The organism is Moraxella nasovis, assembly GCF_022701215.1.
GTDB classification, from domain to species: domain Bacteria; phylum Pseudomonadota; class Gammaproteobacteria; order Pseudomonadales; family Moraxellaceae; genus Moraxella; species Moraxella nasovis.
Genome location: NZ_CP089976.1, coordinates 2,012,528 through 2,028,236 on the forward strand (window position 1 = coordinate 2,012,528; position 15,709 = coordinate 2,028,236).

At 38.7% G+C, this 15,709-nt stretch carries 16 protein-coding genes; 11 read left to right on the plus strand and 5 right to left on the minus strand.

Annotation, left to right across the window (positions count from 1 at the left end):
• The first annotated feature begins 108 nt into the window (after positions 1–108).
• From LU293_RS09700 to LU293_RS09710, 3 genes are all read left to right on the plus strand, one after another.
• Positions 109–996, plus strand: coding sequence for a hypothetical protein (locus LU293_RS09700; RefSeq protein WP_242747689.1), 888 nt, complete (start codon positions 109–111; stop codon positions 994–996).
• A gap of 61 nt (positions 997–1,057) precedes the next feature.
• Positions 1,058–1,612, plus strand: a complete 555-nt coding sequence (locus LU293_RS09705) for a MotA/TolQ/ExbB proton channel family protein (RefSeq protein WP_242747691.1) — start codon at positions 1,058–1,060, stop codon at positions 1,610–1,612.
• A 9-nt stretch (positions 1,613–1,621) separates the two neighbouring features.
• Positions 1,622–2,023, plus strand: coding sequence for an ExbD/TolR family protein (locus LU293_RS09710; protein ID WP_242747693.1), 402 nt, complete (start codon positions 1,622–1,624; stop codon positions 2,021–2,023).
• A 66-nt stretch (positions 2,024–2,089) separates the two neighbouring features.
• Here LU293_RS09710 and LU293_RS09715 read toward each other — a convergent pair whose 3' ends face one another.
• The 3 genes from LU293_RS09715 to dnaQ are packed head-to-tail and all read right to left on the minus strand — an operon-like array spanning position 2,090 to position 5,136.
• On the minus strand, positions 2,090–2,941 hold the full coding sequence (locus LU293_RS09715) for an RnfABCDGE type electron transport complex subunit B (RefSeq protein WP_242747695.1): 852 nt from the start codon (positions 2,939–2,941) through the stop codon (positions 2,090–2,092).
• A 9-nt stretch (positions 2,942–2,950) separates the two neighbouring features.
• On the minus strand, positions 2,951–3,811 hold the full coding sequence (nudC, locus tag LU293_RS09720; protein ID WP_242747697.1) for an NAD(+) diphosphatase: 861 nt from the start codon (positions 3,809–3,811) through the stop codon (positions 2,951–2,953).
• Positions 3,812–3,819: 8 nt separating this feature from the next.
• Positions 3,820–5,136: a DNA polymerase III subunit epsilon gene (dnaQ, locus tag LU293_RS09725; RefSeq protein WP_242747699.1), complete on the minus strand. Its 1,317-nt coding sequence runs from the start codon at positions 5,134–5,136 to the stop codon at positions 3,820–3,822.
• Between the two features lie 136 nt (positions 5,137–5,272).
• Between dnaQ and LU293_RS09730 the strand changes: the two genes are divergently transcribed.
• The 4 genes from LU293_RS09730 to LU293_RS09745 all read left to right on the plus strand — a co-directional run bounded on the left by LU293_RS09730 (position 5,273) and on the right by LU293_RS09745 (position 8,874).
• Positions 5,273–5,938, plus strand: coding sequence for a class I SAM-dependent methyltransferase (locus LU293_RS09730; RefSeq protein WP_242747701.1), 666 nt, complete (start codon positions 5,273–5,275; stop codon positions 5,936–5,938).
• Between the two features lie 342 nt (positions 5,939–6,280).
• Positions 6,281–7,165, plus strand: coding sequence for a DNA adenine methylase (locus tag LU293_RS09735; protein ID WP_242747703.1), 885 nt, complete (start codon positions 6,281–6,283; stop codon positions 7,163–7,165).
• Positions 7,166–7,173: 8 nt separating this feature from the next.
• A complete protein-coding gene (locus tag LU293_RS09740) occupies positions 7,174–8,061 on the plus strand; it encodes a type II restriction endonuclease (protein ID WP_242747705.1) in 888 nt (295 codons plus the stop codon).
• The gene (locus tag LU293_RS09745) at positions 8,062–8,874 is read left to right on the plus strand and encodes a DNA-methyltransferase (protein ID WP_242747707.1); all 813 of its coding nucleotides are present in this window, start codon (positions 8,062–8,064) and stop codon (positions 8,872–8,874) included.
• Between the two features lie 247 nt (positions 8,875–9,121).
• On the opposite strand, the gene LU293_RS09750 is transcribed toward LU293_RS09745, so the two are convergent.
• Positions 9,122–11,644, minus strand: a complete 2,523-nt coding sequence (locus LU293_RS09750) for a TonB-dependent receptor (protein WP_242747709.1) — start codon at positions 11,642–11,644, stop codon at positions 9,122–9,124.
• A gap of 410 nt (positions 11,645–12,054) precedes the next feature.
• Here LU293_RS09750 and LU293_RS09755 point away from each other — a divergent pair, with 410 nt between their 5' ends.
• Positions 12,055–12,282, plus strand: coding sequence for a hypothetical protein (locus LU293_RS09755; RefSeq protein WP_242747711.1), 228 nt, complete (start codon positions 12,055–12,057; stop codon positions 12,280–12,282).
• Between the two features lie 107 nt (positions 12,283–12,389).
• Here LU293_RS09755 and LU293_RS09760 read toward each other — a convergent pair whose 3' ends face one another.
• Entirely contained in the window at positions 12,390–12,674 is a 285-nt protein-coding gene (locus LU293_RS09760; RefSeq protein WP_242747713.1) for a hypothetical protein, read from the minus strand.
• Between the two features lie 471 nt (positions 12,675–13,145).
• On the opposite strand from LU293_RS09760, the gene LU293_RS09765 reads away from it, so the two are divergent.
• From LU293_RS09765 to LU293_RS09775, 3 genes are all read left to right on the plus strand, one after another.
• Complete coding sequence (locus tag LU293_RS09765; RefSeq protein ID WP_242747714.1) at positions 13,146–13,412, plus strand: hypothetical protein; 267 nt, start codon at positions 13,146–13,148, stop codon at positions 13,410–13,412.
• 973 nt (positions 13,413–14,385) lie between these two features.
• Positions 14,386–14,646, plus strand: a complete 261-nt coding sequence (locus tag LU293_RS09770) for a hypothetical protein (RefSeq protein WP_242747716.1) — start codon at positions 14,386–14,388, stop codon at positions 14,644–14,646.
• A gap of 407 nt (positions 14,647–15,053) precedes the next feature.
• Positions 15,054–15,317, plus strand: a complete 264-nt coding sequence (locus LU293_RS09775) for a hypothetical protein (protein WP_242747718.1) — start codon at positions 15,054–15,056, stop codon at positions 15,315–15,317.
• Positions 15,318–15,709: the final 392 nt, after the last annotated feature.

Sequence of the window (15,709 nt, forward strand, 5' to 3'; positions counted from 1 at the left end):
ATACGCATTAAATTATGCGATAATTTAACAAATAATACACAATATCATTTGATAATGGTTATTTATTAGGTTATAATGTGTTAAAATTTAATGGCGTGAGCGGTATTCATGAGTGATCTATTGAGTAAATCTTCTGGACAACGAAACTTAGCAATTGGCATAGCGGTGGCAATACACGGTTTAGTAGGGCTGGGGCTGTCGTTTATGCCAACAATGACCATCAAACCCATTGAGCCAACTAAACCGCTTGAAATTCAAATGATCTCGATTAATAACGAGCAATCAGAAGAGCCGACAAAACAGATGCCAAAGCCTGTGGTAGAGCCTAAGGTGACGCCCAAGCCCGTTGTAGAACCCAAGCCTGTAGTTGAGCCTAAGCCTGTGGTAGAACCTAAACCTGTGGTGAAGCCTGTGCCGACACCAAAAGTGGAAACGCCCAGGCCTGTCATCGCAACGGAAAAACCAGCACCAACCCCTCATGCGGTAGAAAAACCACAACCCAAGCCTGAAGTAGCCGAGCCTGTAAAAACAGCAACACCAAAGACTGAAAAAGTAGAGCCTATCTCTGCACCACCACAGCCCGAACAAGCACCAGTCAGCTCTAAGCCGCCAAATGAACCAGCTCCTAAATCTAGTCAGCCAAGTAAGCCTGCTCCAGCTGCTGAGAAAAATACTACGACAGAGCTGACCAATCAAGATTTGACAAATCAGATTAATGCCAGCTGGAAAAGAAAGCCAAGATTAGAGACGATCGATATAGATGATGTTGGCAAAAGAAGCTTGCTTGGTACGACAGTCAGCACGAATATTAAACTTTCCATCGATAAAGATGGCAAAATTACTTCGGTATCTGGAATTGATCTTGGTGACGCACGTCTAAATAAAAAAGTGGAGCATCTGATTCTAGCAGGGCGATTCCACCCCTTTAAAAATGCTAATGGGCAACCGATGTCAGGGCATGCTAGTTGGACCATCAACATTACTATCCCTGATTAGGCTATCCCTGATTAGTTTAGTTTATATCATCATTTAACAATTTAATTTTTAAGGAATTTTTATGAATTTTGCACATTATTGGCAGTACACTGATGCTGTAAGCAAGACACTATTTTTTATTTTGTTCGCTCTTTCGGTCTTGTCGTGGGTTGTGGGTATTTTACGCATATTAAAATCTCGTAAACTTGCAAATGACATCGCAAGCGATTTACAATCAACCATCACTTCTAAGCAAAACGACTTATCCAAGCTAGAATTTAGTCAGCGTAAAATGGTAGCAGAACAAACCCTACTCCAAAAAATCGCTCAGTACCGTTTTGAATCTGAAAAAGGGTTGCCTGTGCTTGGTACGACGGCTGCAATCGCGCCGTTTATTGGGTTATTTGGTACAGTGTGGGGGATTTTTCACGCTTTACATAGCATTGCTGAAAGCGGTCAGGCAGGCTTAGCTCAAGTGGCAGGACCTGTGGGTGAAGCTCTCATCATGACAGCATTGGGGTTGGCAGTGGCTATTCCTGCTGTGGTCTTTTTTAATATCGCTACCCGTCTTAATAAGCGAGCCATGCATGTCGCCACCGATACTGCTCATCTAATTCTTGCTAAAACCGCAAGCTAGGAGAACATTATGGCTTTTGAATTAGGCGATAGCCAAGACCAAGGTATGAGCGAGATTAATCTTATTCCACTCATTGATATTATGCTAGTTTTGATGATTATCTTTTTGGTAACGGCAACGGTGCTAAATCCAAGCGTTCCACTTGATTTGCCAAAAACGACAGCTCAAATCAATCAGCTGCCACCAAAGGTTATCCAAGTGAGTATCGATGCCAATGAGACTATTTTTTGGGATGATCAAAAAATCAGCATTGACGAGTTACAAGCTCGATTTGCCAAAGCAGCTAGTGGCGATGAAGATCCACAAGTGCAGCTAAGAGCAGACAAAAATGGCAAATATGATACGGTTGCTCAAGTTTTGGCAAGTGCCAGCACAGCAGGACTATCAAAGATTGCTTTTGTGAATGACTAAATTTTCATAAAATGACCAAAGCCGCTCCATATAAGGGGCGGTTTTTAATGGGTGGATTAGGGTTCACTAAGAAGACAGCTGTTTAAGCCTATCTTGCAATTGTAATAGCTTGGCATTCGCATCATCAGTATAGCGTACAGATAACTGCTTGGTTAGTTTTTTGATTTGGGTGCGGATTTTTGCCAGCTCAACGGTATTTTTGGCAAGATTTTCACTTGGAGCATCTGGTGTGATAGTAGGCATAAGAGCGTTTGCCATTGCACTTTCAACAGCACTAACGACAGGCTTTGCCCCTTCGGTGATCGTCTTAGCAACTCGATTGAGATGCTGATGATAGCGTCGTCTTAGGTGTTCTTGTTCATTTTGGCGTTCATCATCACTTAGTACCCTTGGAAATTCTACCAGATCAATGCAGTCCACAGGACAAGGAGTAAGGCACAGTTCACAGCCTGTACATAGCTCTTTAATAATACTGTGCATGTGCTTAGCTGTTCCGATGATGGCATCGACAGGGCAGGCAGGAATACACTTGGTGCAACCAATGCAGTTTGGCTCATCAATCACCGCACGCACTTCGATTGGGCGACCTGTCTGCTCATGGGTCTGCCACTTACTCGGGGTGGCGGCAAGTGACTGCTTCCCTATAATGGCAGCGATTTGGTCGGCGACTACTTGACCACCCGGTATGCACAGATTGGTTGGCTCATTATGCATGATAATGCCACAAGCATAGGGTAAGCACCCATCATGATGACCGCATAGGCCGCACTGCGTTTGGGGTAGTGTGGCGTCAATTTGGGCGACTTTTTGGCGGTCTTGAGCTGTCAGTGTATCTAACTGTAAGGACTTAAAAAGTACTGGCAAATCGTCCAAACGTGCTGTCAAATCAGTATTTTCAATGTGTATGGTTAAGGTCATGACAATAGGCTAAGTTAGGGCAATGCCACACTCTTTGGCGGCTTGGCAAATTAAAGCACGGGCAATAGTGCCAACTTCAGGAATGGCTGGCAAATCATGAAAATCAAAAAACTGAGCATGGCTTATCTCATCTGTCTGCGGGGTGATCACGCCACCATCATAGTGAGCAATAAACCCAAGCATAAGATTAGTCGGATAAGGCCACGGCTGACTGCTGATATAGCGTGGTTCACGAATCGTTACGTTTACTTCTTCTAGTGTTTCACGGCATAAAGCAGATTCTAAGGATTCGCCCGCTTCTACAAAGCCTGCAATCAGCCCATAAACTCCTTTATCGGCATGGCGATGGTGCTTGGCAAGTAAGATTTGCGGCTTGTGATTGGTAGGGTGATTTCTTATGATGGCGACAATGATGCAAGGCTGAACCCTAGGATAGGCATGATGTCGGCAAGCAGGGCAAATCATGGCATTTTCGCTGTGGTGCATTTTAGTTGGTGTGCCACATCGTGAACAAAAGCGATGATCGTTTTGCCAAAGGACTAACTGAATGGCTCGGCTTAGCTGTTCGGCAGTCTGTGAATCACAGTGATATGCCAACTGACGAAATGATATCAGCTCCAAACATGGATGTGTGGTCGTGGTGTAGCCACTCCCAAAAGCTCCCACTAAGCCACAGGCTAATGCACGATCTAGATCAATAACATGGCTGATAACGCCATAAGAAGCGGTCTTTGGCAAAATTTCACCAAAAGCAAGGCTTATTGCACCTAAATCAGCAAGTTGATTTGTGGATATGTTAAATAAGACAGGTACGCCATTATGGCATAATACGCTGTCATTTTTTATGATTAAAGCTGCTTGATGGGTCATATTTGCTCTTATTTTAGTATAGCGGCACGCCAAGCTGCATCACCGTCTATGTCGCTTGCAGAAACACGTAAACCATCAGCAAAATCATTTAGACGGCGAAAGCTGGCTAAGCCTGTGTTAGTCTGATTCTCAGCGTCATAATCGTCCATATTAATCGCCATTTGACCACCTGTCATCGCCAAATAGACTTCTGCTAGAATCTCTGAGTCAAGCAAAGCCCCGTGGAATGTACGATCTTGAGTGCCGACGTTTAGCCTGCGTCTTAGGGCGTCAAGGGAGTTTTTTTGACCTGGATACAGCTGTTTGGCGATGTCTAAGGAATCGGTAACCTTCACCCGCTCACTAAAGTCAGTCAATCCAACCTTGTCAAATTCCATTTTCAAAAATCGCATATCAAACGGTGCGTTATGGGCGATAACTTCACTGCCGACCATAAAATCATAGATTGCTTGGGCGACGTCTTTAAACTTTGGTTTATCTTCTAAAAACTCGTTAGAAATACCGTGAATGCGAATGACTTCTTCGTCCATTTGTTTATCAGGATTGATATAGACGTGTAGCTGATTGCCTGTAAACTTACGCCCAACCATCTCAATAATCCCCACCTCGACAATGCGATCACCGTTTTGATCCTCAAAGCCTGTGGTCTCTGTATCCATAATCAGCTGTCTGTTTGAGCTATTTTGGTTGCTAGGCTTAGGCAAAATCGCCCAAAAGTCGGCATTGGCTTGGCTGGTTTTGCCATCATAGGCAGGATTTTGGGCGTCATTTGGGCTAACAGCAAAACCTTGTTGGTACACATCTATCGCATGCTCTTGTGGTGGAGCGTCGTCAGGTTTGCCATCAGTTGTTTCATTGGCTTTGATAAGCTTACGCCCAGAGCTTGTCACCCCTAGATTTGCCAAGTGATCTGCCTTGGTGTTACCTGCATGACCTGCATGACCCTTGACCCAGCACCACTCAATGGTACGGTTTTGGCGAAGCTCATCAAGCTTTTGCCACAAGTCAAGGTTGATGACAGATTTGCCATCTGCCTTTTGCCAGTTTTTTTGTTTCCAACCGTCAAGCCATTCACTCATGCCTTGCTTAACGTAATTTGAGTCCGTCCAAAGTTGTAACGGCACATCACTTGGCGTGTTCTGTAAGGCAACGATTGCTGCCATCAGCTCCATGCGGTTATTGGTCGTGTCTGCATCGCCACCCCAGATATTCTCAATATTACCATCAGTATGGTGGATGTGAACGCCAAAACCGCCAGCCGCTTGGCTGTTTTTGCCATTGCCTTTACAAGCTCCGTCGGTATAAGCGATTGTTTGATTTATCATATGAGTATCTTTTATCACAAAAGCTTAATTATAATCTATTTAGGCATTTTTGTCATGAAACAAGCCTGTGCATTTTTAGACCAACTTTGTTATAATGCCATACGATTTGCCACCACAACCCTTATAAAGCCCCATCATGACTGATTTATCTCATCGTTTTGCTCGCCCATTTCGCCCAGAAGTATTGATTAGCCCTAAGCACATTAAGTTATCGCCACTTGATAATCGTCCATTATTTTTTGAGATTGGGGCAGGCAAGGGCAAGCATGCTTTACTGTTTGCACATGATAACCCAAACAAGCAACTGCTCGCTGTAGAACGCACCCATGAGAAAATTACTGCCTTTCATAAGCAACTTACAAACTTAGCTTGTGATAATTTATACGCCATTCAAGCTGACGCCATCGCCTTTGCTGTGCATTATCTACCGCCAAATTCTCTTGATGGGGTGTTTATCTTATATCCCAATCCCGAGCCGCACAATAAAAACCAACGCTGGCTAAATATGCCGTTTTTTGAATTTTTAATCTCACGCATGAAAGCAGGGGCTAAGCTTACCTTAGTTAGCAACATCGCTTGGTACATAGACGAAGCTGAAGAAAAGCTAAACAATACATGGCTGCTGCCTTATGACAAGCACCAAGTTGCCACCGATTCAGCTCGCACACATTTTGAGATAAAATATCTACAACGTGGCGAGACTTGCACCGAACTTAATATCCTAAAGCCGAACTATTATCGCACGCGGTTTGATGACTTTTGTCAGGATATATCGCAGACGCTGATTAAGCCTGCTGTGTAGTGTCCAATTTATCGAAGTGGGGGTGTTGGGCTTATGGCAACAAAAATACTGCTTGCTTGTTAGGGAAGGTATCGGTTTTTGAGAAGATGCTAAAAAGTGAGCGTGGTTAAAAGCATACAACTTCTACAAAATTACTATAATTTTTATAAATAAAATTTGTTATAATAAAGTTGCGAACAAGGGCTGGTTATATTCCCAATTTAGGTCGCCAAGATTATCAACCCTTTTACCGACATATCGCACGATGACCTAAAATTCGCCCTAGCCATGAAAAAAGTGGCAGAGCCGATTTATACTTAAATTAAAAGATGGGTGTGAACCAAAGATAAATATGAATATGATATGTTAAAACCGATTTTAAAATGGGCTGGTGGCAAGAGTCAGCTGTTATCTCAAATCCAAAACCGCCTGCCAACTTATGTACAAACCCAAGATTTTTGTTTGGTTGAGCCATTTGTTGGTGGTGGGGCGGTAAGTTTTTGGGCGTTATCGCATTTTCCTAATCTAAAACGGCTGATTATTAATGACATCAATCACGATCTTATTAATGTCTATCGTGTTATTCGTCAATCCGCTGACAGATTGATTGATGTGCTTTTTCATATCCAGCAAGAATATGATAATTTAACTGATTTAGAAAGCAAAAAGCCTTATTATTATGCCAAGCGAGATTTATATAACTCTCGTAAGTCTGATAATATTACCCAAGCCGCTTTATTCATTTTTTTAAACAAAGCGGGCTTTAATGGTCTATATCGTGTCAATAAAAATAATGAATTTAATGTGCCAATTGGCAGTTACAAAAAACCACAATTTTTAGACAAAGAGCTGATTTATCAATTGCAAAAATACCTAAAAAATGTGGAAATATTAACAGGTGATTATGAGCAAATTTTGAATAAACTAGACAATACTCTACCTTGTTTATTTTATATTGATCCTCCCTATCGCCCGCTTAGTAATACATCAAACTTTAATCATTATGCTCATCAAGAATTTGATGATAATGAACAGGTTCGTCTAGCACAATTTTGTCGTCAATTAGATAAATTAGGTTATCAATTTTTACTGAGTAATTCTGACCCCAAAAATAGCAATCCTAATGACAATTTTTTTGATGAACTGTATCAACAGTTTACCATCGAGAGAGTGATGGCGAAACGTGCAATCAATGCCAAAGGCGATGGACGGTCGGCGATTAGCGAGATTTTAGTTTATAATTATTAGGAGTGTATATGAAAGATATTTATGATTCAGCACATTTTGACCTACTCATAAGCACTTTAAAAGAAAAGGGCTTGATACAATATGATTATTTTGTAAATTGGGCAAAAGTTTTTGATAATATCACGCCGATTGAAAAAGAATTGAATTTATTAAATACAGCAATTGGTAAGGATAATGTTGATGAAGTGCTATTTGATATTTTTAAAACTTATCCAAAAACTATTAAAGTCATTCCTATTTTATTGGCTATTCGTGATAAATCTATTGAAGTTTTGATAGATAGCTCAAATTTTATTTATAGAAATTTTAACTTTAATGATAAAAACATTGATGATGATAAAATTCATGGACTAATTGAGCTTCTGCTACAAAGTGGTTTTGTTGAATTGATTAAAAATAAACAAATAAAAAATTTGGTAGATTATTGTATTGGCGTAGAAGTAGGTCTAGATAGTAATGGACGTAAAAACCGTAGTGGTACATCTATGGAGATACTGGTGGAGTCTTTTGTTGCGTTATTCTGTCATAATCATAATTTAGAATATCTCGTACAAGCCAATGCCAAAAAAATTGCGGACGCTTGGGGAATAGAAATACAAATTGATAAAACATCTCGTATTATAGATTTTGTTATAAAAAACGGAGAGAAATTATATTTTATTGAATGTAATTTTTATAAGGGCGGTGGCTCTAAGCTCAAATCAACCGCAACCGAATATATAGAAATGGCTCGTTTTTGGAAAAACCAAGATATTGAATTTATTTGGGTAACAGACGGTGCAGGTTGGGCAGGAACACATAGACCACTAAGAGATTATTTTAATAAGGGTAATATTTTATTGAATATACAGATGTTACAAGATGATTATTTAGCAAAAATAATTTTGGATAACTGAATGCTATATTTTCAATCTACCGATAAAAATTTTAATTTATATCAAGGCGATTGTATAAAAATCATGCCAACATTGCAGGCAAATAGCATTGATATGATCTTTGCCGATCCGCCTTATTTTTTATCTAATGATGGTTTGACAGTTAAAGATGGTGTGATTCAATCGGTTAATAAAGGCAATTGGGATAAGTTTAGTACAGATGATGAAATTTATCGTTTTACTTATGAATGGTTAAATGAATCTCGGAGAATTTTAAAAGATAATGGCACAATTTGGATAAGTGGCACACATCATAATATTTTTATGTTAGGGCGTATTTTAGAGCAATTGGGTTTTAAGATATTAAATATGATTACTTGGGAGAAACCAAATCCGCCACCAAATTTCTCATGTCGTTATTTTACTTATTCTGCCGAGTGGATTATTTGGGCAAGAAAATATCCCAAGATCCCACATTATTTCAATTATGAGTTAATGAAAAAACTCAATGCTAATAAGCAAGCCAAAGATGTTTGGCGACTGCCTGCGGTGAATAAATGGGAAAAACAACAAGGCAGGCACCCAACTCAAAAACCACTAGGGTTGTTATCTCGGATTATTTTGGCCTCTACCCAAGAATATGATATTATTGTAGACCCATTCTCAGGTTCGGCAACCACAGGGATTGCTGGTGCAATTTTAAATAGAAAATTCATCGGTATTGAATCAAACGATGAATTTTTAGCACTATCTAAAAGGCGTTATATTGACTTAACGCCCAACAACAAAACGTCATTAAAACAAAAAATCAGAGAGCAAATCAGTTTAATATGAAAGACACACAATCCACCATCACCCACTACCAAGTCTTGTATTGTAAATAGTCAGACCTATGTACCGAATGCGTGTGCTTTTATGATGAATCGCACAAGGCTTACCCCATTGATTGCATCATCAAAGATGAAGAGTAAGACGAGAATACTGATAAACTCATGGCAAAATATCGACGAATGTGGCATAAATCATTTGAATAAAAAACACCCTAAACTTAGCATTTAGGGTGTTTTTGTGCATAATCAACTTAATATTTCACACTTGCACCGATACTAAAATTACGTCCCATTTGTGGAGTGTACGGTATGTACGTTTCGTGGGCATAGATGGTATCATTGAGTAGGTTGTTGCCTTGCAAAAATACCGAATATTCTAGGTTGTTTTTGTAAGTGTGATAATCTATCCCAAGATTTAGCAAGCGATGTCCTTGCGTTGCCTTAAAGTTGCGTTCGTGATGGCGGTCAGGCACTTTGTTTTGGGCAAAAACGTGGGTATATTCTAAACTGCCAGACCACTTATCATTAAAGTTAGCCAAAACTTTTGCACCAAGTCGCATGGGCGGTAGGCGTGGTGTATAGGTGTCTGGTTGAGATTTGTAGTTAAAGGTCTCTTCACCAGTCCAACGATTAGGCTCGTAACCGACAACCACATCGGGTAAATGATGCAGACGACCTTTGACATAATCGCCAAAAATCTCGCCATAATAGCGGTCGTTAAATTGATAGCCAATTTTACCTTCTATGCCATAGAATTTGGCAGGGGCTTGATTGTAGCGATTAATGTGTAGCATTTGTGGGTGTTTGACGACTTCTGTGCCTAAGTGGTCGTTGACGGTTTCAAGGTAAATATAATTATCAAAATCATACAGATAACTGCCAAGTTGATAATTAAATTTATCGCCTTGATATTTAAATGACAGCTCGTAGTTATTGGTCTTTTCTTTGGTCAGATTGCGATTACCCGCCTCAAACGAATTGGTCGCCAAATGCGGTCCGTGCGTGTACAGCTCTTGGGCATTGGGTAGGCGTTCTTGGTGCGAGACGTTCAGCGACAGTGTATGATTAGGCAAAAACCGCCAATGCACACCGCCAGCATAAGATACAGCGGTTTTTTTGTGCGGTGCTGTGGCTTTTTTGGCTTCAATGGTGGCTTGTTCTAGCTCATCGCCTTTTAGGTGACTTCTGTCTTTCATGGTTTTTTCAATGAAATCTAGATCATAATCCATGCTGATTTTTTGATGTTCCACTCGTGTGCCAAAATCTAGCGTGACTTTATCAAAATCTAACTTCTCAATGCCAAAAATACTGCTATTTTTGGTGGTGTTCTCAGTAAGTAGTGGTTGCTCTCGCCATTCGTTAATCGGGTTTTTGGCACTGCTTTTTTGATTAGTGTGCTGCACACCCCACACGCCAGATAAATTACCACCAAAAGCAGGCTTGGGTGCAAGCGTGGCTTCTAGGCGAGCTGCCACTCCTTTATTTTTAAAGACATTGGTTGCAAAACTACCTTCTTTTTCGTTATGCTGATAATCCACATAAGCAGCATCACCACGGATTTTTGAGATGGCTTGCCAAGGGGTGTTCTGCCATTCGCCACGCATATCAAAACGTTTAGTAGTCAAGTCAATCATCGGTGCACCACCACCTGTATGAAAATGTCCTTTGTGTTCGTTGTGGCAATCGGGGCGTGGGTTTAGGTAATTGATGTCTTTATCGGTACTCAGCTGTGGGTATTTTGCCAAATAGGGGTGGGTGTAGAGTTTGTCAAAAATGTAAGACGCTCCACAGCCTTCATATAGATGATTATGAGCAGGCAGACCATACTCATCGTGGCGGTGGCTAAACGCCCCCCCAAGATAGCCATTATCGCCAACCCAAGATACACCAATACTGGCAGATTTAGAATCTGCCCAGCTGTCTGGCAGCTTGTCAAAGCTTTTGTATTTGATTGAATTTTTGACTTCATGCAGACGAGCTTTTTCGGCTTCGTATTTGGCGTGGCTATTGGTGTATACGTAGTCATAGACACTATTGGAGTAGCGTAATTCGCCTTTTTTCCATTTGTCATAGTCGGCTTGTAGATTTTCTAAGTCATAAGGCACGTTGGCATAGGCTTTTAATTCATCAATGCTAGAAAACTGCTCTTGGCGATAACGTGGCGTGCGGTAGTTGTCTGCATTTTTGTGCAGGCCTTCAATATGTAGAACAAAATTATCGCCAATTGGACCAGTAAGCTGTGTGGTGAGAAGCTTTTCTTGATTACCTGTGTTAAAGCGTACGCTGGTCTCTGTGGTGAGCTGGTTGGGAATTTGGGTGGGGATTTTATTGTCAATGACGTTCACCGCACCTGCTGAGTTGCCTGAGCTGTATTTTAGGGTGTTGACACCACGCACAATCTCAACTCTTCTTGCCAAAGGTGTATCAACGGTGATGGCATGATCGGGCGATAAATTTGCCATATCAATAACATCAGCACCGTTTTGTAAAATCTTTAGTCGCTTGCCTTCTTGACCACGAATGATGGGGGCGGACGCACCACCACCAAATTGGTTGGAGTGAATGCCAAGCTCGTCAGATAACGCATCGCCTAGCGTGGTGGCACGTTTTTTGAGTACGTCGTGACTTACTCGCTGGTCACTGATGTTGGTTTTGCCTTTGACGTTGACGGTCAGCGTATCTAAGACGACATTGGGGTCGTCATTGGCATGAACGACACTCACTAAGGCTAAGCTTAAGCTAATGGCAAGGCTGGTAGGTTTAAATAGTTTCATGGCATTTACACAGGTGGTTAACATTAAAAGTATATTATAACATAATAATAACATGATGCAATAATATTTCACTATATTAAGCAAGTATTGCTGGTTGCACTATATTGATAGCTGTATTAATAGTAGTGCAAGCTGTTGCAAATAAACAGGTATGACGCTATCTTAAGGGGGTGTGATTTTAAAAAAAAGACAAAAATTGTAAATTTTTTTTAAGTTTTGCACCATATTTTTCATGGTTACCTTAATTACCAAACCAAAAATTACCAAACTAAAGGTGTTCTTATTTTGCTAAGTTTGGATAAAAATTTAGATTTCATTCAGATTGGCTGTAATCAGCTTAAGGTGCTTAGCAATTGGTGTGGGATTTACGGCTGGTTTAATACAGCCCCTTATTTATGGCATGGTGTTTTATGCTAAACCAAGATAAAGATAAAATCTTAAATATGATTGACAAAGAAATAAATAGCAGTTATGTTAATTATCTAAGTAAACAACAGATGAAGGCACTCTTTGAAGGCTTTCAAAAAGACCAATTAACTGATGATGATAAAAAAGACATTGCCAACCATATCTTAGCTAATTATCTTGATGATATGCATGAGACAGAAAGACTGATAGATGTCTTATTAAATGAATGACACAAGAGAAAAAAAGATTTGGGCTGTCATAGCTTTTAGGGTTGTCGTAGGTGGGCGGCTTTTCCTATGGGTTTCAATAAAATTTGACAAAGATAATAGCCTTTAAATTATTTAACTTTAAGTGCTAAATTTACATTATAAAAATTATCATCTATTATGTTTGAATTTATTGCAGGTATCTTTTCATATCTTGGCTCTGATATAGAAAAAACCAAATCAATAAAAGTGCAATTATTGATTTCATTATTTTTTGGTTTTTGTATTTTTATTGTCATATGTGTTAAAGAATTTTTCATTAACTCTGATATAAAGCTGATCGCTTTTTCGCTCATATTATCGCTTTTGGTTTCAATATTTTTCTTTATTTGTTTTTTGATTTCTAATTTATTCAAAAAATAATTTTTTAGGTTTATCTGTTATAGCTCTAAGCTTTTTATTGATACAATATGCGGTTTAAATATTTGATGAAAAAACTCGTTTTATACTTATCTTGCGGATTTGTACTATCCGCCCACACCCACTTACTGCCCCAACCAAAGATAATATCCTAACAACTAATAACTGTCTTTAAAATAACCAACCAACCAAATCTTTATCACACCTATTGACAAAGTACAAGTGTTCTTAGTAATATCAATGATAACTGCTCCAAGATGATAATCATTCCACCTATCATCACCTTGGACAGTTATCGGCTATCAGTTTGACTGATAGTTTTTCATAACATCAATTTAGTTAAGGAAAACTTTATGAAAAAGCTATCAATCCTAGCACTAACAATAAGTGCTACCGTAGCCACTGCTCCTGCATTTGCAAAAGACAGCAACCAATTATAACACAGCTATCCCAACCACGAAGCAGATTTGTCTTTTGCATTTGATGATAGTCAAAACTTGCAAGCGGTTACCATGACTGATAGCCAAATGCAAGAGACACAAGGGGCTTGGATTGGTAATGCCTTTGGCGGCTTAATGGGAGGTGTTGGCGGTCATTATGGCTATATGGCGAGTGCTGTGGCTAGCGGCACCTATAATAGAAACGCACATCTTGCAGCGATTGGCACAGGTGCAGTTGTTGGCGGTATTAATGGATATGCAAGTACAACTGGCAAAAATATCAAGATTCGTTAATCAACTTTCTAAAAAGCGTTACTACTTTTATTGGTAACACTTTAAGAGATTTTCTCATGATAATTATTTATATTGTGGCAACTTTGGGATTATTTATTGGTTGGATTAAAAATACCTACCTGTTTAAAGGTAAGTTGTGGCTAGATAGGATATTTCTTTTAATATCAACTTCATTGCTAATATGGTGTTGTGTAAGTATTACAAAATATGTCAATCATCTTAGCGATAATTTGGCTTTTATTCATTTGGCTTGTTATTTTGGATATCTTTTATTTTTGACTGTGGTTTTTTATAAATTGGTAAAGCTTTTTGATAAGAAATTTTCATGAAAATATCCTTATTACTTTTACCTTTTATAACAACCATCGCCACGCCGACCTACCCCTAACGGCTGATGATATTTTGGCGGATAAAAATCGTTTTAAATAAAATAATTAACCAAACAAATCTTTACCATACTTATTGACAAAGTACAAGTGTTCTTAGTAATATCAATGATAACTGCTCCAAGATGATAATCATTCAACCTATCATCACCTTGGATAGTTATCGGCTATCAGTTTTGATTGATAGTTTTTCACAAAGTCAATTAAGGAAAACTCTATGAAAAAGTTATCAATCCTAGCACTAACAATAAGTGCTACCGTAGCCACTACTCCTGCATTTGCAAAAGATAGCGACTAATTATAGCACTGCCATGACGGATAGCCAAATGCAGGAAACACAAGGGGCAAGATTTCCAAAATTTATTAGCAATGTAAGAGTGGATGGTCCAGATAAAGGATTTCGACAACATAGCAATGGCAGAATATTTCAAATAAGGTATGGCAATACCCCAAAAACTAGAACGCCTGTATTTAGGTTAGATCCCCATGACAACCCATCTCCAACCAAATTGCATATGCACATTGCACCAGATATCAATGCACATAGACCTTGGAATGCACCTTGGAAAAAATTTTAGGTACTATAAATGAAATATGATAATTTTATCAATAGTTTGAATGATTATTTGCATGGTCGTATTGATGGGAGATTATTATTAAATGCTTGGCAGGACTGCCCAGAAGAATTAAAACCCATTTACTATCAATTATTTCATTTGATTGGCGATGAAGACATACGAAAAAAGGACGTGGATTACAAAAATTTTCAACTATCCTTGGTTAACAATGTAATTGGATTATTAAAAGCAGGTGATATTGAAAAATTACAAGGTATCAGCTTAATATAGAGCTGATGATAAAGTAAAAGTTATTTAAAAATTTTGGGAAATTTTGTGAAAAAATCGTTTTTATCTTTTTTAGTGTTAGGTTTTATAACCACCGCCCACACCCACTTACTGCCCCAACCAAAGATAATATCCTAACAAATAATAACTGTCTTTAAAATAATTAAAAAAATAAAATAATTAACCAAATAAATCTTTATCACACCTATTGACAAAGTACAAGTGTTCTTAGTAATATCAATGATAACTGCTCCAAGATGATAATCATTCCACCTATCATCACCTTGGGTAGTTATCGGCTATCAGTTTTGACTGATAGTTTTTCACAAAGTCAATTAAGGAAAACTCTATGAAAAAGTTATCAATCCTAGCACTAACAATAAGTGCTACCGTAGCCACTGCTTCTGCATTTGCAAAAAACAGCAACCAATTATAACACAGCTATCCCAACCACCCAAGAAGTAGATTTGTCTTTTGCTTTTGACGATAGTCAAAACTTGCAAGCGGTTGACATGACTGATGATGAGATGAAAGAGACGGAAGGGGCTTTTGTTCCTATTGTGCTTAATTTAGCTGGACGTTTTATTACTAGCCAAGTTGCAAAACACCATTTAACCAATGTAGGCTTGGTCTATGGTACTTATACTTGGGGCAAAAGCCAAGGCAAAAAATAACTGAATTAAAGTCAAAACTTAATTCTATAAATATCAAGCTATTTGCTGAAAAAGCAAATAGCTTGATATACCCAAAATTTTAGATACAAGATTTAATTATGAAAAAATGTCCAAATTGCCATAAACATTGCATTACAATTTCTGAATTTTCAGGTGTATGCCCAAATTGTCATACAGAACTTAAAACTTCTCATGTTTTTTCCATGTTAATCATAATAATATTGTTGCTTATTATAGCTATTAGTGGAGTTTTAGGAAATTTCTACATATCTACATTTGCCCTACTAGCCATTCTTATATACAAACTATTTAGTTATCAAATAGAAATTTTGCTATTTCCTTTACTAATTAAAAAATCCAATCTCTTATGATGAAAAAAAATTATCTTATTC